The sequence below is a fragment of the Chitinophaga sp. GbtcB8 genome (genome assembly GCF_019091455.1).
GTDB lineage: Bacteria > Bacteroidota > Bacteroidia > Chitinophagales > Chitinophagaceae > Chitinophaga.
The window spans coordinates 507,672-534,373 of the sequence record NZ_JAGXJN010000002.1 but is presented as its reverse complement, the minus strand read 5'-3'; the positions used below and the strand labels follow the sequence as shown (position 1 = coordinate 534,373).

Here is a 26,702-nt window from a genome sequence, read left to right as displayed (position 1 = left end):
ACTCTCGCTTGTCTACAAAAACCCCCGTCTCATCTACTACTTGAGCGGCGGGTACATCCTACAGATAAATTTGTTAACTTATTCTGTTGAAATGAGGAGCACCAATACTATATATGGTATTATAACCCTGCATGTGCTGATCTGGGGAGCGTTAATGGCGCTGCCGCATTTACTCACAGCAGGTACCCAGCCCCCGCCCGGCGCTTTGCCGGGTAGTTTCTGGTTCATAAGCACGCTGCTGCACATCTGCGCTTTTTACCTCAACGCCTATTTCCTGTATCCCCGCCTGATGAATAAACGGTACTGGTGGTTATACATCCTGAGCCTGGTGGTGCTGGTAATGGGCGTTAATTATGCCAAAACCGGGATCCTGGCAGCGTTCTACTCCCAGATCGCCATAACGGCATCCATCCGCGCTATGCTGTTCTTTTCCATTATGCTGTTCATAGTGGCCAGCATTATATACCGGCTGGTGGTGGATAAGGTACGGTATGAAAAGGCGCAGAAAGAAAGGCAGGCCGAACAGCTGGCTATGGAGCTGAAGTTCCTGCGCTCGCAGATCAGCCCTCACTTTTTGTTTAATGTGCTCACGAACCTGGTGTCGCTGGCCAGGAAAAAGTCGGACCTGATGGAGCCTTCCCTCATTATGCTCTCGGAGCTGATGCGGTACATGCTCTACGATTCCGAAGGCAAAAAAGTGATGCTGGATAAGGAGATCGCTTACCTGAAAAGTTATATTGAGCTGCAGAAGCTGCGCTTTGGCAGCGATACGCAGATAGAAACCATTATTGAGCTGGAAGAAGGCGCTGGCCCTTACAGCATTGAGCCCATGCTGCTGATCCCTTTTGTGGAAAATGCCTTTAAACATGGTATTGGCTGGATCGATGATCCCTGGATCTACATTCGCCTGGTGGTGGCGGAGAACCGCCTTACGTTTACAGTGCGGAATAAATACAGCGGCGACAATGTGAAGGATAGTAAAGATGCTAATTCCGGCATAGGGCTGGCCAATGTAAGCTCGCGCCTGAAGCTCTTATACCCGGAACAGCATATCTTAGCAGTACAAAAGGAAAATGATGTATTTTCCACTACCTTAACCCTGCAGTTAAAATGATGCAATGCCTGGCCATAGATGATGAAAAACTGGTGCTGGAGCTGCTGGAAGACAACATCCGGCAGGTACCTTTCCTGCAGCTGGTAAAAGCCTGCCGCAATGCGCTGGAAGCTACCACCATCCTGCAAAGCACTCCCATCGACCTCTTATTCCTGGATATACAGATGCCGGGGCTCAACGGCCTGCAGCTGCTGCAAAGCTTACCGCATCCACCCATGACCATTCTTATTACCGCCTATGAGCAGTATGCGCTGGAAAGCTATAACCTGGATGTGGTGGATTACCTGCTGAAGCCCGTTTCCTTTGAGCGTTTTATGAAAGCCTGCAACAAAGCGCATGAGCGTTTTTTACGGCAGCCCTATACGCCTGCTGCGGAACCTGCGCCTGATCACTTTTTTGTGAACGTGGAATATACGCTGGTAAAGGTATTGATAGCAGATATCCTGTACGTGGAAGGGCTGAAAGATTACATCAAGATCCATGTAGGCTCCTCCAAAAAACCGGTGATCACGCGTATGAGCATGAAAGCCATTGAAGAAAAGTTACCACCCGCGCAGTTTATACGCACCCATAAATCTTTCATTATTGCAGCCCCTAAGATCACAGCTATTAAACGCGACCTGGTTTGTATAGGAGAGCTGGAGCTGCCCCTGAGCGAGTTTTATAAAGGGAACCTGGATAAGGTGATTAACCGGTGAAGTCCATAGACTATCAATCCTGAGCTTTCAACGAAAGCAACTTTGAGCTTTCCACGAAACCTGCACTCCGTTTTATTACTGATATTTGTATCGTAATTCAAGCAAGGCACTATGGAGCATGCGCAATTAGCAAAGAACCTGCAAGGCATTGTATATTCAGAATATCCGGCGGTACAACGGCAAGGGGAGCATTTCATGCCAGAACATTGCCTGAGTTACCTGATCTCAGGATCGGTAACCGTACTGGATGGGAATAATACCCGCACTTTCAGGCCCGGGGATTATATGTACAGTCCCAAGAACCACCTGGCAAAATTCATTAAACATCCACCGGCAAATGGCAATTACCAGTCTATTGCTATTATAATGGACCAGGATACGCTGCTGGATTTTTATAAAGAGCATGCTGCGCATACCGCCCCCGGCAAAATAGAGAAAGCAGTATTACAGCTGCCGCCCAATGTGTTATTGGAAAATTACTTTCAGTCATTGCTGCCGTATTTTAAACTGGACATGCCGGAACCGCTGATATTGCTGAAAAAGCGGGAAGCCATCCTGCTGCTGTTACAGGCACAGCCGGCGTTGGCCAGCCTGCTGTTTGATTTTAGCGCACCGGGCAAAATAGACCTGGAAGCATTTATGAACCAGCATTTCCGGTATAATGTGGACATGAAAAGATTTGCCTACCTCACGGGCAGAAGCCTGGCCACCTTTAAACGTGATTTTGAAAAAGTATTTCATACAACGCCTAACCGCTGGCTGCAGCAAAAGCGGTTGCAGGAAGCCTATCAGCTGATCAAGGAGCGGGGCGAAAAACCGTCGGATGTGTACCTGGATGTAGGGTTTGAAACCCTTTCGCACTTCTCTTATTCCTTTAAACAATTCTTTGGCGTAAATCCGTCCATGGTATAAACGCCGCTTAATCAATTAATACAACCGGTAAAGCCTTTTACCGGCACACTACACTATTCTTTAATCTTTTTAAAATTGAATCAAATGAAAACTGTTTTCATTACTGGTACTTCCAGTGGTTTGGGTAAAGCGGCCGTTCAGTTATTTGCCGCCCGCGGGTGGAAAGTGATTGCTACCATGCGCAGCCCTGAAAAAGAAACGGAACTTACACAGCTGGATAATGTGCACTTACTGAAGCTGGATGTTGCCAATGCGGCGCAAATAGATACCTGCGTACAACAGGCCCTGGCATCAGGCCCTGTAGATGTGGTGGTGAACAATGCCGGTTATGGCCTGGTAGGCCCGCTGGAAAGTTATACGGATGAGCAAATCACTACCCAGCTGGATACTAACCTGCTGGGCGTAATCAGGATCATTAAGGCTTTTACCCCGCATTTCAGGGAAAAGAAAAGCGGTTTGTTCATCAACATTACATCTATAGGCGGGTTAATAACAGTACCTTTTTCAGCCGTGTACCATGCCAGCAAATGGGCGCTGGAAGGCTTGAGCGAGAGCCTTTCCTTTGAATTCAGCCAGCTGGGTATAGGCATCAAAACCGTTTCGCCGGGCGCTATTAAAACTGATTTCGGTACCCGCTCCCTGCAAACCGGCCAGCCGAATGCAGCCTATGGCAATATGATGGAGCAGGTATTTTCCGTTTTTGGCAGGCTGTGGGACCCGGAAAAATATTCGTCTGCTGAAACGATTGCCGAAGTGGTATATGAAGCCGCTACAGATGGAAAAGATCATCTGCGCTACCAGGCCGGCGAAGATGCAAAAGCATTTTACGCCCAACGCCTGTGGCAGGGTGCGGAACTGTTCCGGAAAGGTATAGAAGAAACTGTATTTGGTGAAATCGGGGTACCTACTGTTTAACCAGGTACGCACATTTCCCCTTTTTGTCGCAGCAAGTAACCGGCAAATAGATTGCGCTAAACCCGCGTAGTGAGGCCGCCTAGTTTTGTGTTCATAAAAACACATACTATGGCGGCTTACATTAAACCTATTATTTTGTTACTGTGTAGCGGGGCCTTGTATATTACCGCTACCGCCCAGGTAAAAATAGCTGGTTATATTACCAACAAAGAGCAGGCTGCCGTTGAAGGCGCCAGCATAACTATCAAGGGCAGCACAGCCGGAGCAGTTACAGACAGCGCCGGTTATTTCCAGCTTAGCACTGCACTCAAAGGCAAACAGGTACTGGCAGTTTCATCCATCGGGTATAAACCCTATGAGCGCGGGATTATGATCCCCGATACTGGTATAACCGTTCACGTTACACTGGCCAATGAGAATAAAACGCTGGGCGAGGTAGTGATCAGCGCCGGCGCTTTTGAAGCAAGCGATAAAGCCAAAGGCGCTTCCCTTACGCCCATGGATGCCATGACAGTGGCGGGTAATAACGGTGATATCTCCAACTCCCTGCGCTCCTTACCCGGCGCACAACAAATAGGTGAGCGGGAAGGTTTGTTTGTGCGCGGCGGCACAGGCGAAGAAACCAAACAGTTTGTAGATGGTACCCTGCTAAAGAACCCCAACTTTGCCAGCGTACCGGGTATTATTCAACCCGCGCGTATTAATCCATTCTTATTTAAAGGCGTATTGTTCAGCACCGGCGGTTACTCTGCCCAATACGGGCAGGCTATGAGCAGCGCGCTGATACTGGAAAGCGTGGACCTGCCGGAAACATCCTCTGCCAGCCTGCACATTTTCCCATCTAACAGCGGCGCAGGTTTTCAAAAGCTGGCCAGGAACAAACAAAGCAGCTATGGCATTAGTGCGGATTATGGCAACCTGCAGCCCTATAACAGCGTGATCAAACAACGGCCGGATTATTTTACCGGACCGGAATATGGCCGCAGCGAAGCCAACTACCGGGTAAAGACCAGCAAAACCGGCATCCTGAAAATATATGCCAACAGCACCTTCAGCAACATTGGCATGCGCAACGCAGATGTTGATACCAGCAGCCTGCAGGGCGCATTTGAGCTGCATAGCCGCAACTTTTACGGCAACATCAGCTACCGCGAAATGCTGGTCCCTAACTGGCAATTGAATGCCGGTGGCGCATATAGCTATAATAAGGATAGAATGTCGTACCAGCTGCAGAACAACGCTCATGAAACCATACCTATTCCAAATACGCCTTTTTCATGGAAGTACCGCAGCTGGCAAACCCAAACCAATTTTGCACAGGGCCGTGCGGTGCTAACACGTTTGTTTGCCCATAACCAGGCCTTGCATATGGGCGTAGAACATTTTTATACGCAGGACCGTTACCGCAGCAATGACAGCATTTATCCATTAACCGATCAGCTAAGCGCTGCTTTTGCTGAGGGCGATATTTATATTACAGATAACATGATGGCAAGGGCCGGTGTGCGTGTGGAACGCTCTACCCTGCTACAACGCACTACCGTAGCGCCGCGCGCCAGCCTGGCCTACCGTTTCCCGGATGGCGGGCAGGTGAATGTTGCTTACGGTATTTTTTACCAGAAACCGGAGAACGAATTTTTATACCAGCAGCGCAATCTTCAATTTTCAGAGGCTACGCATTACATCATCAACTACACTAAAAAGGCTAACAACCGGCTGTTACGTATAGAAGCGTATTATAAAAAATACCAGGACCTTGTTAAAACAGCCCCCGTTCTTAACAACAATGGCAGCGGCGATGCCAAAGGCATAGAGCTGTTCTGGCGCGATAAACGCACCATTCCTAACCTGGATTACTGGGTAAGCTATACTTACCTGGATACCAAACGGGATTACCTGAACTTTCCCTATGCGCTGCAGCCCAATTTTGCCACACCGCACACCGCCTCTTTAGCCGTAAAACGTTACTTCCCCGACATTAACCTGAATGTAAACCTGGTATACAATTTTGCGACCGGGCGCCCGTATTACGATATCCGTTCCCCGCAGGACAAGACCCCGCAGGTCTTTGACCAGGGCACTACCCGCGCCTATCATAACGTGAACCTCAGCGGCGCCTATATGTTTTCCCTGTTCCCGAAATGGAAACATAAAGATTTCTCCGGTATTGGCTTTGGCATGAATAACATACTGGGCACTCAACAGGTGTTTGGCTACCAGTATAGCTATAACGGCATGAACAAAGTACCCATGCTGCCCACTGCCAGCCGCAGCTACTACATCGGCCTCTTTATGAGCTTTGGTATTGACCGGACGGAGGACTTCATTAACGATAATCTTTAATAATTATAAAATCTCATCATCATGAAAAAAGTAATGCTCTTATGTGCAAGTTTCCTGTTATTGCTACTCGCGACTAAAGCGCAGGATAAGCTCTCCGCTGCGATTGCACAGCTGGATAAAGCCAGTACAGTAGCAGATTATGAAGCCCTGGCTGTACGTTTTAAACAGGCGGCGAATGCGCAAAAAAGCAACTGGCTGCCGTTTTATTACACGGCGTTGTGTAATGCTAAAATTGGGTTCCTGCTGCAAAAAGATGGCGACCGTATAGAGCCTTTCAGCATTGAAGGCGAACAATATGCTAAACAGGCGGAAGCATTGCTGAAAGACAAAGGCACCAATAAAGACAAGGCGGAACTGTACACGGTGTATAGCATGGTATACCGCAGTAAAGTATTCATCAACCCCATGACCTACGGGCGTGAATTTGGTACGCTTTCCCAGCAATACCTGGACAAAGCAGCACAGCTGGATCCTGAAAACCCGCGTGTATTGTATCTGCAGGCCTGGGTAAAATACTATACGCCTAAAATGTGGGGCGGCGATAAGGATAAAGCTAAGATCCTGGCCCAATCTGCATTAAAAGGCTTTTCTGCCCAACCGGCAACCGGCGAACAACCGCACTGGGGCAAGCCGGAAAGTGAAGAGCTGTTAGCGAAGTATAAATAGCGTCCATGGCCTGGTGCGAATAGATTTGTTGTTACGTTAAAGGTAGGTGCCTGCACTTGCTTTTAACGTAACATTTTTTTACGCTGTATGCAATGGACTATGGACCAACGACCATGGACTAAAGAATTTCACTACTTTTACAACTATGCTTAACGTCAGCTATGAAGCTTTTTACGAAACAGCCCGCCTGCTTAGCTTTTCTAAAGCGGCAGAAGTGTTGTTTATGACGCAGCCCTCTGTGAGCAAGCATATCCGGCTGCTGGAAAACCAGTTTAACCTCAGCTTCTTTGAAAGAAAAGGCAGCACTATACAGCTAACTGCTGCAGGAAAGATCCTTTTTGATCATATAAAACAGGCTAAAGAGCTGCAGCGGAACATGCAGTTCAATTTAAGCAGCCTCTCCGGACGTCAGCAGGCCAAAGGCTCGCTGGTAGTGGGCGCCAGCACCACAGTGGCATTGTACGTGATACCGGGTATCCTGTCCAGCTTTCACCAGCAATATCCTAACATACAACTGCGGCTGCTCAACAGTAATTCGGAAAATATACTGCGCGCGCTGCTGGAACAGGAAATAGACCTGGGTATTACTGAAAGCAGGAATAAACATACCACGGTGCAGTATAAATTTTTCATGAAAGACGAGGTGATACCGGTATGTCATCACAAAAGCCCGCTGGCTAAAAAGAAACGGGTAACAGTAGAGGAGCTGAAGAATATTCCTGTAGCGCTGCGGGAAAGGGGCAGCGGCACGCTGGCAGCCGTGGCAGAGGCCCTGGCGCCCTTCGGACTATCTATCCAGGATATTAATAACCGCATTATTTTAGGCGGTACAGAAGCTCTCAAAAACTTCCTGCTCAGCGATACCTGCCTGGGCTTTTTACCACAGCGTTCTGTAGAACATCTTATAGATAACGGACAATTGGTACGCATTGATATTCCGGGTTTAAGGATCCACCGCTCCTTCTTTTTCATGCAGCGGCAGGGCACCAATAATGACCAGATCAACAACATATTTATACGCCTCGCCAAAAAACAGTATAACCCCAGGTAATAGTATATGCCTATTTAGTATAACCTCCGAATGAAGGAGCTAAGTACATTTGTTGTGAGAACAAATGATGATAACAGTAATAACCGGCTGTTGTCATTGTACATCTGACTTCATTTTTATTTACACTTCATTTTATGAGGACAATTGAAACATTGTCGTTGCTGTCGTCCCTGCAATGCAGCAGCTGCGGCCAATATCACGACCCACACCGTTTACATCAAACATCCGTATGTTGTAATGCCCCTTTAGTAGCGGAGTATAGTACTGATGATGTATTTCCGCTTTCAAAAGAAGTATTGCCCGCCCAATCAGATAATATGTGGCGTTACCTGGAAATGCTGCCTGTTTTTGATGTGAACAATATTGTAACCCTGGGCGAAGGCATGACGCCCCTGTTAACACTGCACAATATTTCCCGCCAGCTGGGGTTCGATAAACTTTTCTGGAAAGATGAATCGCTGAATCCCACCGGCTCTTTTAAAGCCCGCGGTTTAAGCGCTGCTATTTCCAAGGCCAAAGAATTTGGCGTGGAAAGCTGCATTGTTCCCACAGCAGGCAATGCCGGCGGTGCCATGGCAGCTTATTGCGCTGCTGCAGGCATGCAGGCAGTGGTAGTAATGCCACGGCATACCCCTAAGATCTTTAAGGAAGAATGCTGGATGTACGGTGCTGAAGTAGTACTGGTAGATGGCCTCATTAACGACTGCGCAGCAGAAGCAGCCCGCATCCGGGAAGAACGCGGCTGTTTTGATGTCTCCACCTTTAAGGAGCCGTACCGTTTGGAAGGCAAGAAAACTATGGGTTATGAAATTGCAGAACAGCTGCACTGGAACTTGCCGGATGTGATCCTGTACCCCACCGGCGGCGGTACCGGGTTAATTGGTTTATGGAAAGCATTCGGGGAAATGCTGGCGCTGGGCTGGATACCCGATAAAATGCCCCGCCTGATTGCGGTGCAGGCAGCCAATTGCCAGCCCATAGTGGCCTCCTGGCAAGGTTTGCAGCCTAATGCTAAAAAGTATAACGGACAGCCCTCTATTGCTAATGGCCTGGCCGTGCCCCGCCCCTTTGCGGAGCCGCTGATCATGGATGCGTTAAACCAGTCGCATGGTCATGCGCTGGCCATCAGTGAAGAGGAGCTTAAAAAATACATGCAGTTATTATCGCGGCGGGAGGGATTACTGGCCGCACCTGAAGGTGCGGCCTTACTTGCAGCCCTGCCCAAGCTGCTGGACGAAGGCCTGATACTGCACGATGAAAACATTTTACTGCTGAACACCGGCTCCGGCTATAAATACCTGGAGAATCTGAACATACAATGCTAAACGCTAGTCGTTGAAGGATACATACATATACCTGAAGCTGATCACCATTTCACGGTACTGTTTCATAATATCCTGCCCCAGGTTGCCATAGTAATACCTGTCCTCTTCCATTACCGGTGCGGTAATAACAGGTATATGGGGCAACCTGGGTTTCTTATCGGCAATGCCCAATACTATTTCAGGCAGCCTATATGCGTTCACGGTATTAACACCTCCTGCCCCGCCCTGCGGCAGCCGGAAAGGCTTGCCCCTGCGCATTACCTCTTTCCGGTATTTCTTAAAAAAGGGCGCATTCAGCGCAGTAGCGGTAGCGCCGGTATCAAATATAAAAGGCAAACTGTCTTTTTTGTACGCTACATTGATAACCGGCCGCAGGTTACTCAAACCAAAGTTGGCGTAGCTGCCGGGTAAAGGTTGCTGCGGTACTTCCAGCAGGCCCTCCTTACTGTTAATACGGATCTCGCCCATTTGCTCAATCACCGGGAAACCAATGATGCCTTTAATGCCATACTTTGCCTCCGGCCAGGTAAGCGCGCTGTCGGGGAATACCATGAACACGGCGTTCTTTACCAGGATGCCGCCTATCTTCAGCTCCTTCACTACAGCAATGCGCGCCTTCACAATGCCACCAGTAGCCGCTTCCACGTCAAAATATTTATTCATCGGGGTAAGATGATTGCGTGCGGCGCTGCTTTCTGTAATGGTAGAAATACCGGCGCCGGTGTCAAATACAAATTCATTGCTGGTATCGCCGATGCTCACCGGTATATTCACCAGTCCTACTGCATCCCGCTTAAAAGGAACATGTGTGTCCTGCACCACAGTTAGCTCCTGGGGTGCTATCTCCTGTAAGCCCTCCCATATTACCGCTGCATTGCGGATGGCTGCCTGGTCTTTTTCCGGCAACGTGGTTTTAAAGCTGTCCAGCAAATACATGGAGCTGGTGTAAGCGGCTTTATACCGGTAGGCTTTTACCAGGTTATCTATTTTTACCTGTAACAATTCCGACACCTGTTTGGCGGTAAGATCGGCACGGTACTTTTGCAGCAGCAGGTCTATGCTGGTGTTGGATGTTTGGCCTTTGTTAAAGAAATTATCCAGGTATGCCTGGTAATATAGGCGTTCCCGTTCGGACAGCTGCTCACCTTTAGCTGCTATTACATTGCGTAAAACAAAGAGCTGCCGGCGTAACAACAGGCTATCGGGATGATCATTGTCCTGGGCAATCGCTATTGCGCTGCTGCAGCAAAAGGCCAGCAGCCACATACATTTTTTCATTGATCGTTTTTTATAAACAGTACAGAGAGCGCAAAGTTACACCGTATCAAACAGACGAAAGATATAGGACAGCTCGTACAAGATAAATAGTATAACTAAAATTGCGTTAAAAACGCGGTTATTGATCTGGATGGCCAGCAGGCATAAAATAATATGCACGGCATTACGGATGGGGTATTCTATGGACAGGCTTTTGAGGTAGTCCTGCCCTTTAATAAGCGTATCGCCAATATCCAGCAGGTAGCTGAAGGCCAGGATAGCAAAGAACCATTTTTTGCGGGAAAAGAAATAATCCTCATACCCCTTATAGTCTTTAATATCGTCCGGGAACAGCAGGGCGCATAAAGAGTAAAAGGTCATGATGAAGAAGATGATAAAGAAGTAGCTGGTAAAGGTCCAGTGCGGCACATGCGTTAAACGGTACTCCCACCACCAGAAGTGCACCAGCAGCATGAAAATGTAGAATACCCAGGCCAGGTGCAGCCAATACGGCTTATCGCGGTGCGGATGCTGTATAAATTTAGCCACGCCTTTCAGCAAATGCGTAATGCTTAAACCCAGGATAATGGTGATCAGGGTTTTGATGTGGTTGAAGGTATCCATTGGACTAATTTAAGCATAAAGCAGAAAGCGTAAAGCAGAAAGCCTGAAGCCTTTATGTTCTATCCCCCATTTATCCTTTATGCTTTATGCCTTATGCTTTGTGCTTTATGCTTCCCTAGCGCTTTGCCGGTCCATACAACGGTGTGCCGCTGCGCAGGCCTGTGTGCTGGCCGTTTTCCAGCTCCAGCTGGCCATTTACCAATACGTACTGCATGCCGGTGGAGTATTGATGCGGAACGTCAAAGGTGGCTTTGTCATCGATCGTTTGATCGTCAAAGATCACAATATCAGCGGCCATACCTTCGCGGAGCATACCCCTGTTCTTTAGCTGGAACTTCTGTGCGGCCAGGGAGGTCATGCGGCGGATGGCCTCTTCCAGCGGGATCAGCTTAGCCTCCCGCACATATTTACCCAGTATGCGCGCATTAGTACCATAAGCGCGGGGGTGCGGCATGCCTTTGCCCGGTGTGGGTACGCCGGCATCAGCGCCTACCATGCAAAAGGGGTATTGCATAATGTAACGCACATCTTCCTCATTCATGCCATGGTACACCATTTGCGCACCGCCTTTTTCCACCATATCCATAATGGTTTCCGCCTCATGTTTTGCATTGCCTTTACGGCCCATCAACTTGTTGATGTCTGTAATGCTTTTACCGTTAAAGCTGGTATCTGCCGGGTAATTGGCTACCACGCAGTAGCTGAAATTCTTGTATTTGTAGCTGTGAAGCTGTTCCAGCATTTCCTTTTTGATCTGTGCACGGGTGGCGGCATTGTGCAGGCGCACGTTAATGGAATCCTGCCCGCCTGCAAGCGCCCAATCCGGCAAACGTACGCCCAGGTTGGTGCTGCTGGCCGTGTAGGGATATTGATCAATGGTTACGTCCCAGCCTTCTTTGCGTGCCTGCTGCACTAATCCCAATATTTCGCGGGAACGGCCCCAGTTAGCTTTACCACTTACTTTAAAATGCGAGATCTCTACCGGCATATTGGCCGATTTGCCAATGTTAATGGCTTCATTCACCGCATCCACCACTTTGTTTTCCTCGTTCCGTATATGTGACGCATACACGCCGTTATATTGCGCGGCTGACCTAGCCAGCTCCACTACTTCATCTGTTTTGGAAAAAGCGCCGGGAATGTAAATGAGGCCTGTTGAAAAACCTACGGCGCCATCCTGCATGGCTTTGGCCACCAGGGAATCCATCTGCTGCTGCTCTGCCGGTGTGGGTGCGCGGTTATCCCGCTGCATAACCTGTGCCCGTACCGTATTATGCCCTACCAGGGAGGCTATGTTAATACCTGCGTGCAAGCTATCTACCCGGCCAAAGAACTTTTGCAGGTCGGCGGCTGAGCTGCCGCAGTTGCCCGTAACAATGGTGGTTACACCATCATAGATATAGTTATCTGCAGTAGGGCGTTCAAAAATGCCGGATTCCACATGCCCGTGTACATCAATAAAACCAGGGGCTACGATCATCTTTTGCGCATCAATGGTTTTGCTGGCGCTATAGCCGCTTAGCTTGCCTACGGCAATGATCTTACCTTCTTTTACCGCCACATCCCCATAAAACCAGGAGTTGCCGGTACCATCCACGATGCGGCCGTTGCGGATCAATACATCGCAGGGCTGTTGCGCAAACGCGGGGAAACTGCACAGCAAAGCCATGCCGGTTAACCATTTCATCATACAATTATTTTTTGCTGTTGGCCTTAAATACCCGTATAAAATTTCCGCCTAATATTTTGCGGATGTCTTTCTTTGTATATCCTCTTTCCAGTAATGCTTTGGTCACTAACGGGTAGTCCTCTACACCGTTCAGCTGTTGCGGCGGGGCTTCAATCCCGTCAAAGTCGGATCCCAGCCCTACATGCTCCACCCCGGCCAGCTTAGCTATGTAGTCAATATGATCAATGAGCAAATTAAAGGGCGCCCGCAGCTGTTCTGCTTCTGCAGGGTATTTGCGGTATAGCTCCTCCTGGATCTCATACGCTGCTTTGCTGCTTTGTTTCAGGGCGTCTGCATCCTGCTGATGCCGGGCAATGAACTCCTTTTGCCGCCGGAAATAGGTGCTGTCCAGGAAACCGGAATAAAAGTTCACCTGTATTACGCCGCCATTGGCGCCAACTGCTTTGATCTGCTCATCCTTCAGGTTGCGGAACACGGGGCAAAGCGCATATGCGCAGCTGTGCGATACCAGCACCGGTTTGGTGGTGGTGTGAATGGCGTCCCAAAAGGTTTGCTCGCCTACATGCGAGAGGTCTACCATCATGCCCAGCTGGTTCATGCGCCGCACTACCTGTTTGCCAAAATCGTTCAGCCCCTTATGCGCGTTACGCACACTATCGCCTGATTCATCTTTGGCAGAGCTGGCCCATTCCGTAGAGTTGTTCCAGGTAAGGGTCAGGTAACGCGCGCCGCGTTTGTACAGGCTATCCAGGTTAGCAATATCGCCGGCTATCATATGCCCGCCTTCCACGCCTATCATGGCTGCCAGCTTATGCTGTTTTACGGCCCAGTCCAATTGCTTTGGGGTAAACGCCATCGCCATTTTATCGGCGTTACGTGCGGTAATGGCGTACAGGGAATCGATCTCTATATTGGCAAATTTGAAAGCGGTATCCTTTCCAAAACGTTCATCGCAGAAAATGGAAAACACCTGTACATCTACCCCGCCCTCTTTAAAACGGGCCAGGTCAGAATGTGTTTTGCCGCGCAGGTCCTGTGAAATATCCAGTCCGCGCATGGTGGCGGAGGAAAGTACATCGTTATGCGTATCCACCAGCACAGCCTTTTCATGCAGCTTTTTATATGCCTGGGCATTGAGGGCGCTTTCAGAAAATAATAATACAACGCAGCACAAGGCCAGGCGCCGGGGCAAGAGGTTCTTCATGAAGCGGTAGATTTTGGATTGTGTTCTCAATAAAACAAAAAAACCGCATAAAACCTAAAGGTTATGCGGTTTTGCCTGTTTTTAAAATGATCTTAAGCAGCCGGGTTGGTATATTGTTTGATGGCATCAAACTCCTGGCCCTTGGCCAGTTTTTCTTCTTCTACATCATAATCATCCTGCAGGCCCAGCCAGAACTTAGGCGAAGTACCAAAATAGATGCTAAGCCTCAGGGCGGTATCGGCAGTAATTCTGCGAGCGCCCTTTAATATTGCTGCAACGCGTGTTTGCGGAATATTAATATCCTTGGCTAATCTATATGCTGAAATATTCATGGGTGTTAAGAACTCCTCCTGCAATATTTCTCCCGGGTGGATATTTTTTAGTCTTTTCATGGCAATAGGCTTTTAATGATAATCTATAATTTCCACTGCCGCAGCATTTCCACTGCTCCATTTAAAAATAATCCTCCATTGATCATTGATCCGTATGCTGTAAAACTCTTTCATATTCCCTGAAAGCTTTTCCAGCTTATTTGCCGGTGGTATCTTCAGATCATTTAAATGCTGCGAGTTATTCAACATCCTTAACTTTCTTCTTGCTATTTCCTGTATCCCATTCGGCAATTTCTTTGACCACTCACCATTCCATATTTTTTCGGTTTCCTTATTTCCAAAAGATACGATCATACATACGTATTTCGTTACTAACGCCAAAGGTAAGTATTTTTACCTTTATTTCAAAGAAAACCTCTTATCCCCTACAACACCACCCGTTTCCCTTCCTTTGCCGACTTACGCGCTGCTTCCAGTATCCTTACCACAATAATATTATTCTCTAATGACGACAGATCATTACCCGGTTTAAAACCATCTTTCAGCACAGCCTGCAGGTAAGTGAGGTTATCCTGGTACTGCGCGGTTTTTACTTCCACGGTGTAGGTGCTATCCTTTTGGCGGCCTACCAGGTTATGCATGTTCAGCGCATGCAGGTAACCGGTTTTGCCAAACACTTCCAGGTCTTTAATGCTGAAAGGCCAGTTCCAGGAGGCTTCTATGATGCCGGTGGCATCCGGGTATTCCAGCAGAATGGTGGCATCATCATCTACTTTGGGATATACATCGGGTTTTATCTGGTGTGTAACGGCCCTTACTGCTACCGGTGCTTTACCGTGCATCAGCCATGTCATTAAGTTAGCGCCATAACAGCCAAAGTCCATTAATGCGCCTGCGCCGTTCTTTACCGGATCGGTGAGCCATTTCAGGAAGTCGGGGCTGCAGCCTATTTCTTTAGGGCCTTCGTGGCCGTCATGTACTATCATTTTGCGGATGGGGCCAATGGTGTGCTGGTTGTTCACCATATCCTGCACCTGCTGGTTGGTATTGTACCAGGTGGTTTCATAATTGGTGAGCACGGGCACATGGTATTGTGCGGAGAGTGCGGCTATGCGCTGCGCCTGCTGTACGGATACGGCCAGCGGTTTTTCCACCATCACCGGTATGCCTTTGGGGGCGCAGGCTTCCACCACAGCCAGGTGATCGGCAATGGGATTATAGGCCAGCACTACATCCGGTTTTATTTTAGCCAGCATGGAGGGCACATCTTTATAAAAGATATTATCCGGCAGCTGGTAGCGTTTTTTCATGCGCTGGATCAGCTGTTCATCGTTTTCCGCAATACCCAGGATCTTTACTTCGCCTTTGCGATAGCGGCCCAGGATCAGGTGCACATGGTCGTGGTTAAGGCCGGCCAGCGCTACCTGCAGGGATACCTGCTGCGCGATGGCGGAAAAGTGGAAAACGAGTAACAGCATCAATAATAAACGGCAGCGTTGCATGAGTATGGAATTTTAGTGAACGTTGAACGTACAAAGTATAAAAAAAGCCGCGCGCTGTGCCGGGGTTGTGATGAGTGGCACGTTTAGCGCATCTTTACCCGCAGCACATATTTGCTGGCGGTAATGTACAATACCGTATCATCCTCTGCCAGGGCGCAATTGGAGGTGGCTACCGGTACTTTTATCTTCCCTAATAATTTGCCGCTGCTGTTAAAGATCCATACGCCACCGGGGCCGGTAGCAAAAATATTACCCTTACGGTCTATCTTAAAACCATCGGGTGAGCCGCCTTCTTTTTTCCCTTCGGCCGTTACATCCCGCAGAATGCGCGGGTTCGCCAGCGAATCATTTTCAGCCAGGTCAAACATATACCATATGGCTTTATTAGGATCAGAGTTAGCTACGATGAGCGTTTTTTCATCCGGCGTTAATGCCAGTCCGTTAGGGCGTGTAAGCGAGTCCGTGAGTAAGGTTACCTTACCGTCTGTGGCCACTTTGAACACGCCGTGAAAAGGCAGCTCACGGGCAGGGTCTTCGTTCTGTTTTTCCATGCCATAAGGCGGATCAGTAAAAAACAGGTCGCCGTTGCTACGCATAATGGCATCATTGGGACTGTTAAACTTTTTGCCGCCATAGTTATCTGCCAGGGAAATGAATTTAGATGCAGGTTTATCCAGCGGGGCATCCATACGCGCCATACGGCGGTCGCCATGCTGGCATAACACCAGGCGGCCCTGCAGGTCCAGGATCAGGGCATTGGAGCCTACTTCTCCCCCGCGTGGCGTAGTGCCGGTATAACCGGAGGGTGTAAGGTAAGTTTCCAGCCCTTTGTCTGCCGTCCATTTACATACTTTGTTCTTCGGGATATCGGAGAACAGCAGCATGTTATGCGCAGGGATCCACAACGGCCCTTCGGACCAGTCAAAACCTTCCGCAATAATTTCTATGGGAGCATCTTTATGCAGTATGGAATCCAGGCTGCTGTCTGCCTGCTCAATGGTGCCGATCGTTCTCATATCACGGGAATTACAGGCACAAAATAGTATAATAACGTGGAAAATATATAAGTTCCGGTTCATACCAGGTAAGGTTAAACGATTTGTTATTTACGCCGCAAAGGATCCAGCAGGAACATGAGGCCGTTGGTCTTGATCACGTACAACGTTTCCAGCAGCATGCCCAGCTTGCCTTTTGGGAAACCGCCTTTGCGCGGAAACCATTCCAGGTAAGATACCGGCAGATCGCAAAGCACAGTGTCTTTGTACTTACCAAAGGGCATTTTCATGGTCACTAACTGTTGTAATATCTCCGGGTTGGGCTGTGCAAGTTCCATGAACAAATATATGAATTTGGGATTTTAGATTTATGATTTTAGATGAAGGCCGGAGGGCTGCAGGCCGGTATACTTCCGGATCTCGTTGCTCAGGTGCGCATGATCATAATAACCATATTCAAAGGCAATGTCCTGCAGGCTGGCGCCGGCCCGGTGTTCCTTAATATGCTGTAATGCAAAGCGGTACCTTACCAGGTTGGCAAAGGCTTTGGGGCTGATGCCCGTTTGTTGCTTGAACTGCCGTTCCAGCTGCCGGTTATGCATGAAATGTTTTTTAGCCAGCCGGTCCATGCTAAGCTGTCCTTTATAATGATAGAGGTCTGCAATAACGGGTAAAAGGCTGTGCGGAACAGTTTTTATTTTATCCAGCAACAGCTTGTCCAGCACATCAGGCTCAAACGTTATACCGGTGATCAAACCACTGTTAAAAGGGATAATGCGGTCTGTGATAGTTTCCAGGGAAAGATCGTAAAACGCGGTAAAACAGCCCGGCTTAAAACGGATGCCTAATAAGCTGGTAGCGGGCTGCCGCATGGAGGCGGAAAAACGCGTCATAGTACCTACCAGGTAAGTGCCTCCGGTGGCCATTATGAGCTGCGGGTTAACAGCTACCGCTGTACCCAGGTTAAAAATAATATCTACGCAGCCGTCCGGTAAGATCCTTTCCGGCGCAGGCAGGTCATGGGCAGCTGTTTGCACGGTCCAGTAAGCGTCTATATAACTGCGCAGCTGCGGATGAGGTGTATATTCGCGGTAGCTCATATCTCTGCAAATTTACGATATTTATACGTGTTGTATGATAACCAGCAAATTGCATGCGTAACACTCCGGATGTTATTTAATATAGGGGTTACCGTAGTATTTAATTTTAACAATTCCACAGCAATTTTACGCTTTTCATATGAGGGACTGCATGCAACAATTGGTTTATCTTCCATTAAAGTTTGTATGCGGACAATATAAACTGGCAACCCGGCCGGTATCTGTTTATAATGTTTAAAACCCAATACCCTTACCCAAATTAAAAGTTAACGTACCATGAAAAAACACCTTGTATGGCTGCTGGCATGCAGCACAACCCTCTTGTCCTGTTACAAACCCCAAATGGAGCCCGGGTTAAAAGACAATACCCTCTATAACAACAAAACAGGCGCTACTGCACTGTTGACCGGTATTAATTATTATGTATCCACCACTGGCGATGACGCTGCTGACGGCAGCCTGGGCACGCCTTTCCGCACCATTAATAAAGCCCTTACAGTGGTAACGCCCGGTGATACGGTATTTGTGCGCGGCGGCACTTATATTGAGAAAGTACATTTCCCCGTATCCGGTGTAAAAGGCAGCTTTGTTACATTAAAAGAGTATCCCGGTGAAACCGCTATCATCAGCGGCACAGGGCTTAGCGTAACGGCCGATGAAGGCCTGGTAACCATTGACAGCGCGCAGTATATTGCGATAGATGGTTTTGACATCTGTAATTTTAAAAGCAGCACCGGTAACCCCAGGGGCATCCTGGTAACGAACGGCAAAGACTTTACACGGCTGTATAACAACCAGGTGTACGGCATTAACTATGAAGGCGCTCCGCAAACCGGCAACAGCTACGGCATTTTATTCAGCGGCAGCACAGCCGACCCGGTGAGCGATATCCAGGTAACCAACAACACCATCCGCGACTGCCAAACCGGTACCGGCGCTAACCTGGGCGCAGTGGGCAGCGTTTCATCCTTTACCTTCAGCAACAATGCCATCTATAACGGGGAAAACATTGGTATCAGCGTAACCGGCAGCTATGAGAATGGCGCTTACAGAAAGCCTGGCGCAGGTACCATTCAGCGTAATACTGTTTATAATGTTACACAGGCCGGCATCAGCCTGCTGGGGGCCCTGAACATAATTGCCGATGCCAACTACATACATAACAACGGCATTGGCATCCAGGCAGGCGGCGTTATCAATTATTCTGCCGGCACACTCAATATCTTAACCAATAACATGATCTGGTTCTGCCAGGGCAGCGGCATCGCTATAGGCAGCACAGATGCAGCCAGTACAGCCGGCGCCACTAACAGCTATGTGCTGAACAATACCCTGTATTATAACAACCAGCAACCGCCTGCCACAGGTATGAACGGGGAGGTTGACATACAAACGAATGGTATGTTCACCAATCTCTTTAACAATATCATCTACGCCGGCCCGGCAGATCTATTTGTGAGCGCAAACAGCACCTCCTCTTCCTATCCCTATGCCGACCATAACATGTATTACACAGATGGTACGCGGCAGTGGCGTTATAATGGTACCCTCATAAGTGATCTCATTACCTGGAGAACGTATGTAAGGCCCGAAACACATTCTACCAACACTATTGATCCGGGCTTTATAAATACCGTGCCAGCCAGTCTGAACCTGCATTTGTCGGTTCATTCACTGGCAAAAAATATGGGTACTGAGTTTACCCGGATCCCGGGAACGGATATTGACGGAGAATCCCGGAGGGTAGGCGCCATTGACGCAGGCGCAGATGAGCTGCAATAACACAAAAATCCGGGAGTTACTCCCGGATTTTTTATTAGCTTCACCCTTATGTTTACGCAAGATACCTATACCGCCAGAAGGCGCCAACTGAAGGCCACTGTTAACCAGGGCCTTATTTTATTATTGGGCAATGAGGAACTGGGAATGAACTACCGGGATAATGTGTATCATTTCCGGCAGGACAGCTCTTTCCTGTATTTTATAGGCATTGACAGGCCCTCGCTGGTAGCAGTAATAGATGTGGACAATGACAAAGAGCTGCTGTTTGGTAATGAGCTTACCATGGACGACCTGGTATGGACAGGCCCTAAAGAAACCATCCGCGACCAGGCAGCCAAAACCGGCATCTCCGAAGTGCAGCCTTTAGCAGCGCTGGATGGCCTGCTGAAAGCCGCGCAAGCTAAGGGACAGCCCATACATTTCCTGCCCCCTTACCGTGCAGATAATGCGCAAAAGCTCAGCGACTGGTTAAACATTCCCTATGCTGCGCTGAAAAGCAAGGCATCTGTAACACTCATAAAAGCGGTAATAGCACAACGCGCCATTAAAGCGCCTGAAGAGATAGCAGAAATAGAAAAAGCCATTGGCATTACAGTAGATATGCAGCTGGAAGCCATTCGCAGCGCGCAGGCAGGTTTAACGGAAGCACAGCTGGCCGGCCGGGTACATGGCGTGGCAGTAAGCTCCGGCGGTAACCTCTCCTTCCCTATTATTTTAACGGTGAATGGGCAGATCTTACATAACCACTACCAGGATACCGTATTAAAGGACGGGCAAATGGTGCTGTGCGATTGCGGAGCAGAAACACCCCTGCATTATGCCGGCGACCTTACCCGCACCTTTCCCGTGAATGGCAGCTTTACCCCTATACAAAGATCTGTGTATGATATTGTAGCCGCCGCACAACAGGCAGCCATAGACGCCCTGCGGCCCGGCATGCTGTTTAGGGATGTGCATTTGCTGGCCTGCGAAAAACTGGCAGAAGGCCAGCGCGACCTGGGCCTTATGAAAGGCGATGTAAAGGAAGCCGTTGCGCAGGGAGCGCATACCCTGTTCTTCCAATGCGGGTTAGGACATATGATGGGGCATGATGTACATGATATGGAAGACCTGGGCGAAAACTATGTAGGTTATACAGATACACTGGTAAAAAGCACGGAGTTCGGCCTGAAATCATTACGCCTGGGACGCGCCCTGGAAAAGGGTTTTGTGCTGACCGTAGAACCGGGATTATATTTTATTCCCGAACTGATGGATGCCTGGCAGGCTGCTAAAAAACACACGGACTTTATTAACTATGATAAAGTACAGGCCTTTCGCAACTTTGGCGGCATACGTATAGAGGAAGACTTTTTAATTACGGGAGATGGCAGCCGCCTGCTGGGTAAGCCTTTATACAAAACAGCATCGGCCATTGAAGCGCTGAAGTAAGGAATAAACCTTTTGCTATTTATTAAAAACTGCTAACTTAGGCGGGAAAAACCTGCAACTGTCAATTTTTTGTCCTTATAATGCCACATCCGAATGTAAGCCTGTTCCAGACTATCCGCTGCCTATGCACTTTACACTGGCGGCTGAAAAAACAGGAACGTTACTTCCACCAACACCTGCCACCTTTACTGGCGCAGCTGGCTGCCGGTCAGTCAAAGATTTTTTCTGAAAAAACCGTTCAACGCATCCATAAATACTGGCAGCTGGGACTGCACGTTATCTGCAACAGCCTGTACCAGCTAAGCGGGCGGCAGCTTACAGCAAATGAACAGCAGCGCATTTTATTATTCAGCATTTTCGGCCCTTTGTACGATGACCTGTTTGATGATCAGATCATGAGCCATGAACAGCTGGAAGCTTTTACCTGGCAACCGGAAAAGCATGTACCGCAAAGCTTTGAGGAGCATGTGGTGAAAGCGGTGTACCTGGAGCTACTAGCCTTGGCGCCTGACAGGAAAAAGGTAATGGAGCACCTGCACGAAGTATTTGTTTGGCAGCAGGCATCGCTTAAACAGCTATCGCCGGAAGTAGCTGAAGCTGCGCTTTACGAGATCACCTATAAAAAAAGCTACTACTCTATTTTACTTTACTACTCCATATTAGACCACTACCCCGCCACAGCCATACAGCATATGCTGTACCCCATGGCCGGGCTGTTACAATTAACCAACGATGCTTTTGATGTGTACAAGGATGTGCGCAGCGGTATTCATACCCTTCCCAACCTGTACCGCAACTATGATCAGCTGCAACAGCACTTTATGACCGATGTGGCGCTGTTCAATCATTACCTGGAGCAGCTGCCCTTTGAGCGCTTTGCCAAAGTATTTTACAGCACTACCATGCATGCCCTGCATGGCATGGGCCGTATGGCGCTGGAACAATTGAAAGCCAACACCCGCGGGGTAACCAGCATGGCGGAACTGGCTGCCCTGAGCCGCAAGGCCCTGGTGTGTGATATGGATTCTTTAGGTCAGAAAATAAAATGGGTAAAAGAGGTAAGGCGGCTGGTTAACTACCGGCAACCGGTACACGCAGCTGTTGCAGCAGCTGCTGCGTTGTAAGCACGGTGGCAAATTCGTCCTGCAGGGTAGCCAGGGATACCTGGTGCACCAGCTCTGCATCAAAACGTTCACCATTCACACCGGTTTTATTGAATGCTGCAGTAGCATCGGAGATCACGTATGTATGATAGCCTAAATTACCGGCCATACGGGTTGTGGTTGATACACAGTGTTCCGTTGATAACCCGATCACAACTACCGCGTTAATCCCCTGCGCATCCAGCTGCGCCTGAAGATCAGTATTAATAAAAGCGCTGTTCACACTTCTTACCACCACAGGCTCTCCGGGCAAAGGTTTTACTTCTTCCTTAAATGCATACCCGGCTTTTTCCGGGAACAACGGTGACTTCGGGCTTAGGGAGCTATACTGGATATGGAAGAACGGCAGCTCATTGGCGCGCCAGTAAACCAGCAATTTTTGGGCATTCTCTTCTGCCTGGGGGTTATTACGTTCACCGCCATAATATTCCTTTTCTTCAAAACCTTGCTGAAGATCTACCAGCAATAAGGCCGGGCGGCCCTGTAATACATTTTCCATGATGGGTAGTTTATGCAGGCAAAGGTAAGCCAGGATGCAGTTACAGGGAAGGACAAGAAAGCGAAGTTTTAGGACAATCGTTAGTCTGCGCTTAAATTACGCACAGGCGCCAGCACTACTGCCCTGCACACCTGTAAGGTAATGGTGCCCAATGCAATGAGCAAAGCAAAAACACCCGCTGCCAGGAAGATCCACCCATTCAGTGGCACCCGGTAAGCGAAGTGCTGTAACCAGCCATTCATGGCACTCCATGCAACAGGCGATGCGATGATAAAAGCGATCCCTACCAGCTGCAGGAAGTTTTTGGAGAACAATGCAACAATGCTCATCACATCTGCCCCCAATACCCTGCGGATCCCTATTTCCTTAATACGCTGATGTGTAGCTATATGTGCCAGGCCAAACAATCCTGCACAGCAAATAAGTATAGAAAGTACGGTTGCAATATTGATGATCTTTTTCCAGCGCAGCTCCTGTGCATATTCCTGCATGTTCAGCTGATCCAGGTAGCTGTAGCTGAATACAGCATCCGGCAATGCTTTTTTGTAGGCGGCTTCAAAAGCAGCCAGCGCATGCTGCTGGCCTGTTGGTGCTAACTTTAACAAGATGGTTCTGCCAAACCAGCTGCTCATGATCATTACGGTTGGCTGAATACGCTCCCGCAAAGAACCGGTATGAAAATCCTTTACTACGCCTACAATTGTTTTTACTTCCTTGTCAAAATATTCATCTGTATGTATTTGCTTACCTATAGGATCCGTAAGACCTGCGGCCTTTACAAAGGCTTCGTTTACAATGGCTCCCTGTGTTTTGTCGGTGGCATAAGCTGCGGAAAAATTGCGCCCGCTGCTTAGTGTAATGCCCATGGCCGGTAAATAATCCTCATCTATTACCATATGCGCAGCTGCAGTGCTGCTGCCATTTACTTTTACCGGGCTGGTACCGCTGCGGGTACCTCCAAAAGACACCATTTTTACAGCCGGCTGTTTTAACAGCTCGTTTTTCAATAAGGCTTTTACCTGCGGCAGCTCCGGCTCTCCGCCAATGTAGGCGCGTATTACCTGTTGCGGGTTATAACCCAGGTCTTTTGTACGCACATAATTCATCTGGCGGTAAAACAACAGCGTGAAAAGCAGCAGGAAAATGGCCAGGGAGAATTGTAAAACAATAAGCATATGGCCCGGCATATTGCGGCCCAGCAATTTTTGCTTACCTGCCAATGCCTGCACCGGTTTTAAGCCGGATAATACATAGGATGGATAAACGCCGGTGAGCATAACGATCCCCGCCAATACCACACTACAATAACCCAGCAGGGAAATATCCAGCACTTTGGCAGGGATCAGGTCTTTCCCCGTTAGCTGGTTAAAGGTGGGCAGCGCACCCCAGGTTAATAACAATGCCAGCACAAAGGCCGCAAGGCACAATACGCCTGATTCCAGCAGGAATTGCAGCATCATCTGCATATTACTGCTGCCATTTATTTTCCGGATGCCCACTTCCTTTATTCTTTTGAGCGAGCCGGCCAGGCTGATGTTAATGAAATTAATACCGGCCATCAGTAAAATAAAGATGGCTATGCCCAGGAACAGCCAGGAAAATACGGGGTTGCTGCCATTTATAATGCCGCCTTCTTTACTATCATTATCTGCCCCAACGTATAAGGGATGCAGGTGCATGTCCTTTATATTTTGTAAGCCAAAACGGAGGCTTGCATCTTTCCTGGTATTGTTAAGCTTCCGGGACACAACACTAATATCTGCCCCTGGCTGTAGCAGTACAAAAGTGCTCAGATAAAGATTACGCCAATCTGTATCTTCAAATGAAAGCTGCATAAAACTGAAAGGCAGCAGCACATCAAACCGGATAGAAGAGTTACGGGGCGGGTCTTTTACCACAGCGGTCACCACCAGGGGTTTTCCTAATTTCCTGGCAGAAGGGTCTGCGTTCATGCTTAGCAGCTGCCCTACCACATCAATGCGGTTGAAGTATTTTAACGCGGTGCTTTCCGTAATAACGGCGCTGCCTATATCCTGCAGGGCTGTTTGCGGATCGCCCTTTAACAGCTGGAACGAGAACAGGTTAAAAAAATGTTCATCCACAAACATCAGCTGTTGCTGCAGCACTTTATTATTTGCAGTAAGGTCGCCGTATATGCCGCCCCCCATTACTCTTACAAAGTCCTGCACTTCCGGTATCTGCGCCTTAAAGGCCGGACCGTGCACCTGGCCGGTACCTCCTGTGGTTTGTGTGTTATTATCCTGCGTGATGGTGGTGGTAACGCGGTAAAGGTCTTTATGATGCATGTGGAAGGCATCAAAGCTGTTCTCATCTTTAATATACAGGATGGCCAGCAGTACGGCCGTAATACCAATGGCCAGACCAATAATATTGATCATGGTATATAACCTGTTCCTTGTATGATTGCGGAAGGCTGCCTTTAAATAGTCGGTGAACATAAGTATGGATCTAGCGCTACATAAAAAATGCCACTTACTACTACTTTGATAATGTGTAAGTTAATATTTTACCCGGCAATGTATATGTCCGTTTTTAATGAGACATTGTTCATTTCTGGACACTGATAATTTGTAATTTAGCGCTATTATGATCAAGTTCACAGCCACTATACTCAGCTTCAATGAAAACGGCGATAAGACCGGCTGGAGCTATGTTGAGATCCCCGCCGATATTGCGCAGGAGCTAAAACCGGGCAACAGGAAAACTTTTCGCGTAAAGGGTAAGCTGGATAATTTTGCGATAAAAGCCGTAGCTGTAATGCCCATGGGCGGAGGCCGCTTTATATTGCCTGTTAATGCGGATATGCGCAAAGGCACCGGTAAGCGTAAAGGTGCTAAACTGCAGCTGCAGCTTACGGAAGATAAGAACCCAACTCCGGTTACCTGTCCTGAGCTAATGGAATGTCTGGCGGATGATCCGGATGCGCTGGCTTATTTTAACAGTCTTAATATGTCGCACCGCAACTATTTTATGAAGTGGATAGAGAGCGCCAAAACAGTGCCTACGAAAGAAAAGCGTATAGCCCAAACAGTAATATCGCTTTCAAAAAAGCAAAGTTATCCTGAAATGCTCCGTGCGCAGCAGCGGGATAAATTGTTATAGTGTGGTGAGGCCTGCGGCAGGCTTTATCGTACATACGTTGCCGTAGATATGTATATTGTGTGCAACACATTTGCTAAATTTTCTTTCCCGGAGCGCCTCTTGTCAGGTAAAGACCAAACCCTTTACCAGCAATCATTTCAAGCCTGCCAAACATCTTTCATTAACTAAAATGGACAATTGCAAAATGGATTTTGCTAAAAAATTCCGGTTAAAAATGTTGCATAAGTACAAACGATTGCATACTTTCGTGCCGTACTGAACCGGTAGCACAACAGAGAGAATCAAGCAAAGCCGAATGCACAAACCATAGAAAAACCTTTACCATTCGTACACAAATCCATAACCATTTATTATTTAGCTAAAACTAGTATCCATAAAGAACATATTAGTGTAGTATAACCATATTTTAAACAGGCGTAAACCGTTTTGTATGAAGAGCCATTTGCAGCGTGTTGCCATACACGTATGTTATGACCATATGTGTACATGACATTTCCATATTAAATATTCTGTACTTAGCAAACTATTTAATTCATTTTGCATATATCCTATGAAAACCTACCCCGTCCGGCTGCGGAGGGCATCATCCCTATGCCTGTTATTGCCGTTACACTGCGCTGTACTGCCACTGCAGCCCGGTAGCGTACTTTGCTGCGCAGTGTAACTTTTTTCCCACGACCCTGTCTTTTCTTCTTTTTAAACATCAACTATATGCGACAGATCAAACGGGCAACCGTTCCGGGGCAATATAAGTGTCGCGTTTACGTTAAAAGAAGCGGGTTATACTACGTTGGGTATATTTGATATGTCCGGCAAGTTAGTGGCTCAGCGGTAATATACCGGCAGGTACTTATATGCTGAAAGTGATCCATAACGGTAAAGTGACTACGAAAAAGTTATCTAAACAATAAGGTCCTGACATTCCTTGCAAAAAGCCGGCTACGCGAGTGGCCGGCTTTTGCATTCCACAAAAAAG

At 48.1% G+C, this 26,702-nt stretch carries 25 protein-coding genes; 13 read left to right on the top strand and 12 right to left on the bottom strand.

The annotated features are described in order from the left end of the window. Positions 1-91 precede the first annotated feature (91 nt). The 8 genes from KVT36_RS05085 to KVT36_RS05050 all read left to right on the top strand — a co-directional run bounded on the left by KVT36_RS05085 (position 92) and on the right by KVT36_RS05050 (position 9,024). Positions 92-1,114, top strand: a complete 1,023-nt coding sequence (locus KVT36_RS05085) for a sensor histidine kinase (RefSeq protein ID WP_217602415.1) — start codon at positions 92-94, stop codon at positions 1,112-1,114. Continuing rightward, positions 1,111-1,812 (top strand): LytTR family DNA-binding domain-containing protein, encoded by a 702-nt coding sequence (locus KVT36_RS05080; RefSeq protein WP_217602414.1) that lies wholly within the window; start codon positions 1,111-1,113, stop codon positions 1,810-1,812. The genes KVT36_RS05085 and KVT36_RS05080 overlap by 4 nt, the downstream gene beginning before the upstream one ends. 111 nt (positions 1,813-1,923) lie before the next feature. Beyond that, positions 1,924-2,724, top strand: coding sequence for an AraC family transcriptional regulator (locus KVT36_RS05075; protein ID WP_217602413.1), 801 nt, complete (start codon positions 1,924-1,926; stop codon positions 2,722-2,724). Positions 2,725-2,808: 84 nt separating this feature from the next. Next, positions 2,809-3,639, top strand: a complete 831-nt coding sequence (locus tag KVT36_RS05070) for an SDR family oxidoreductase (RefSeq protein WP_217602412.1) — start codon at positions 2,809-2,811, stop codon at positions 3,637-3,639. 108 nt (positions 3,640-3,747) lie between these two features. Next, entirely contained in the window at positions 3,748-5,982 is a 2,235-nt protein-coding gene (locus tag KVT36_RS05065; RefSeq protein ID WP_217602411.1) for a TonB-dependent receptor, read from the top strand. 21 nt (positions 5,983-6,003) lie between these two features. After that, positions 6,004-6,648 carry a hypothetical protein gene (locus tag KVT36_RS05060; protein WP_217602410.1) on the top strand — a complete coding sequence of 215 codons (645 nt, stop codon included), beginning with the start codon at positions 6,004-6,006 and terminating at the stop codon, positions 6,646-6,648. A gap of 145 nt (positions 6,649-6,793) precedes the next feature. After that, entirely contained in the window at positions 6,794-7,699 is a 906-nt protein-coding gene (locus tag KVT36_RS05055; protein WP_217602409.1) for a LysR family transcriptional regulator, read from the top strand. Between the two features lie 134 nt (positions 7,700-7,833). Further along, complete coding sequence (locus tag KVT36_RS05050) at positions 7,834-9,024, top strand: threonine synthase (RefSeq protein ID WP_217602408.1); 1,191 nt, start codon at positions 7,834-7,836, stop codon at positions 9,022-9,024. Positions 9,025-9,027: 3 nt separating this feature from the next. Here the strand turns inward: KVT36_RS05050 and KVT36_RS05045 are convergent, their stop codons facing one another. The 10 genes from KVT36_RS05045 to KVT36_RS05000 all read right to left on the bottom strand — a co-directional run bounded on the left by KVT36_RS05045 (position 9,028) and on the right by KVT36_RS05000 (position 17,728). Beyond that, the gene (locus KVT36_RS05045) at positions 9,028-10,302 is read right to left on the bottom strand and encodes a retroviral-like aspartic protease family protein (RefSeq protein ID WP_217602407.1); all 1,275 of its coding nucleotides are present in this window, start codon (positions 10,300-10,302) and stop codon (positions 9,028-9,030) included. A gap of 36 nt (positions 10,303-10,338) precedes the next feature. Beyond that, positions 10,339-10,905 (bottom strand): hypothetical protein, encoded by a 567-nt coding sequence (locus KVT36_RS05040; protein ID WP_254639839.1) that lies wholly within the window; start codon positions 10,903-10,905, stop codon positions 10,339-10,341. Between the two features lie 115 nt (positions 10,906-11,020). Beyond that, positions 11,021-12,595: an amidohydrolase family protein gene (locus KVT36_RS05035; RefSeq protein WP_254639838.1), complete on the bottom strand. Its 1,575-nt coding sequence runs from the start codon at positions 12,593-12,595 to the stop codon at positions 11,021-11,023. Between the two features lie 4 nt (positions 12,596-12,599). Then, the gene (locus tag KVT36_RS05030; protein WP_217602406.1) at positions 12,600-13,799 is read right to left on the bottom strand and encodes a dipeptidase; all 1,200 of its coding nucleotides are present in this window, start codon (positions 13,797-13,799) and stop codon (positions 12,600-12,602) included. A 92-nt stretch (positions 13,800-13,891) separates the two neighbouring features. Further along, the gene (locus tag KVT36_RS05025; protein WP_217602405.1) at positions 13,892-14,191 is read right to left on the bottom strand and encodes a HigA family addiction module antitoxin; all 300 of its coding nucleotides are present in this window, start codon (positions 14,189-14,191) and stop codon (positions 13,892-13,894) included. A gap of 12 nt (positions 14,192-14,203) precedes the next feature. Continuing rightward, positions 14,204-14,485 carry a type II toxin-antitoxin system RelE/ParE family toxin gene (locus KVT36_RS05020; RefSeq protein ID WP_217602404.1) on the bottom strand — a complete coding sequence of 94 codons (282 nt, stop codon included), beginning with the start codon at positions 14,483-14,485 and terminating at the stop codon, positions 14,204-14,206. Between the two features lie 71 nt (positions 14,486-14,556). Next, positions 14,557-15,633, bottom strand: a complete 1,077-nt coding sequence (locus KVT36_RS05015; protein ID WP_254639837.1) for a Gfo/Idh/MocA family protein — start codon at positions 15,631-15,633, stop codon at positions 14,557-14,559. An 83-nt stretch (positions 15,634-15,716) separates the two neighbouring features. Then, positions 15,717-16,649, bottom strand: a complete 933-nt coding sequence (locus tag KVT36_RS05010; protein WP_217602403.1) for an SMP-30/gluconolactonase/LRE family protein — start codon at positions 16,647-16,649, stop codon at positions 15,717-15,719. Between the two features lie 86 nt (positions 16,650-16,735). Next, on the bottom strand, positions 16,736-16,966 hold the full coding sequence (locus tag KVT36_RS05005; RefSeq protein WP_089910669.1) for a DUF3820 family protein: 231 nt from the start codon (positions 16,964-16,966) through the stop codon (positions 16,736-16,738). 30 nt (positions 16,967-16,996) lie between these two features. Then, positions 16,997-17,728 carry a helix-turn-helix transcriptional regulator gene (locus tag KVT36_RS05000; protein WP_217602402.1) on the bottom strand — a complete coding sequence of 244 codons (732 nt, stop codon included), beginning with the start codon at positions 17,726-17,728 and terminating at the stop codon, positions 16,997-16,999. A 276-nt stretch (positions 17,729-18,004) separates the two neighbouring features. Here KVT36_RS05000 and KVT36_RS04995 point away from each other — a divergent pair, with 276 nt between their 5' ends. The 3 genes from KVT36_RS04995 (at position 18,005) to KVT36_RS04985 (ending at position 22,065) form a co-directional block, all read left to right on the top strand. Then, the gene (locus KVT36_RS04995; protein WP_217602401.1) at positions 18,005-19,510 is read left to right on the top strand and encodes a right-handed parallel beta-helix repeat-containing protein; all 1,506 of its coding nucleotides are present in this window, start codon (positions 18,005-18,007) and stop codon (positions 19,508-19,510) included. 48 nt (positions 19,511-19,558) lie between these two features. Next, positions 19,559-20,941 (top strand): aminopeptidase P family protein, encoded by a 1,383-nt coding sequence (locus KVT36_RS04990; protein WP_217602400.1) that lies wholly within the window; start codon positions 19,559-19,561, stop codon positions 20,939-20,941. An 80-nt stretch (positions 20,942-21,021) separates the two neighbouring features. Further along, positions 21,022-22,065 carry a class 1 isoprenoid biosynthesis enzyme gene (locus KVT36_RS04985; protein ID WP_217602399.1) on the top strand — a complete coding sequence of 348 codons (1,044 nt, stop codon included), beginning with the start codon at positions 21,022-21,024 and terminating at the stop codon, positions 22,063-22,065. Here KVT36_RS04985 and KVT36_RS04980 read toward each other — a convergent pair. Both KVT36_RS04980 and KVT36_RS04975 read right to left on the bottom strand, forming a co-directional pair. After that, positions 22,013-22,603, bottom strand: coding sequence for a cysteine hydrolase family protein (locus tag KVT36_RS04980; protein WP_217602398.1), 591 nt, complete (start codon positions 22,601-22,603; stop codon positions 22,013-22,015). The genes KVT36_RS04985 and KVT36_RS04980 overlap by 53 nt on opposite strands. Positions 22,604-22,683: 80 nt before the next feature. After that, complete coding sequence (locus tag KVT36_RS04975; protein WP_217602397.1) at positions 22,684-25,062, bottom strand: ABC transporter permease; 2,379 nt, start codon at positions 25,060-25,062, stop codon at positions 22,684-22,686. 148 nt (positions 25,063-25,210) lie between these two features. Between KVT36_RS04975 and KVT36_RS04970 the strand changes: the two genes are divergently transcribed. After that, positions 25,211-25,726: a YdeI/OmpD-associated family protein gene (locus KVT36_RS04970; protein ID WP_217602396.1), complete on the top strand. Its 516-nt coding sequence runs from the start codon at positions 25,211-25,213 to the stop codon at positions 25,724-25,726. Between the two features lie 836 nt (positions 25,727-26,562). Then, entirely contained in the window at positions 26,563-26,637 is a 75-nt protein-coding gene (locus tag KVT36_RS33130; RefSeq protein ID WP_368670000.1) for a hypothetical protein, read from the top strand. Positions 26,638-26,702: the final 65 nt, after the last annotated feature.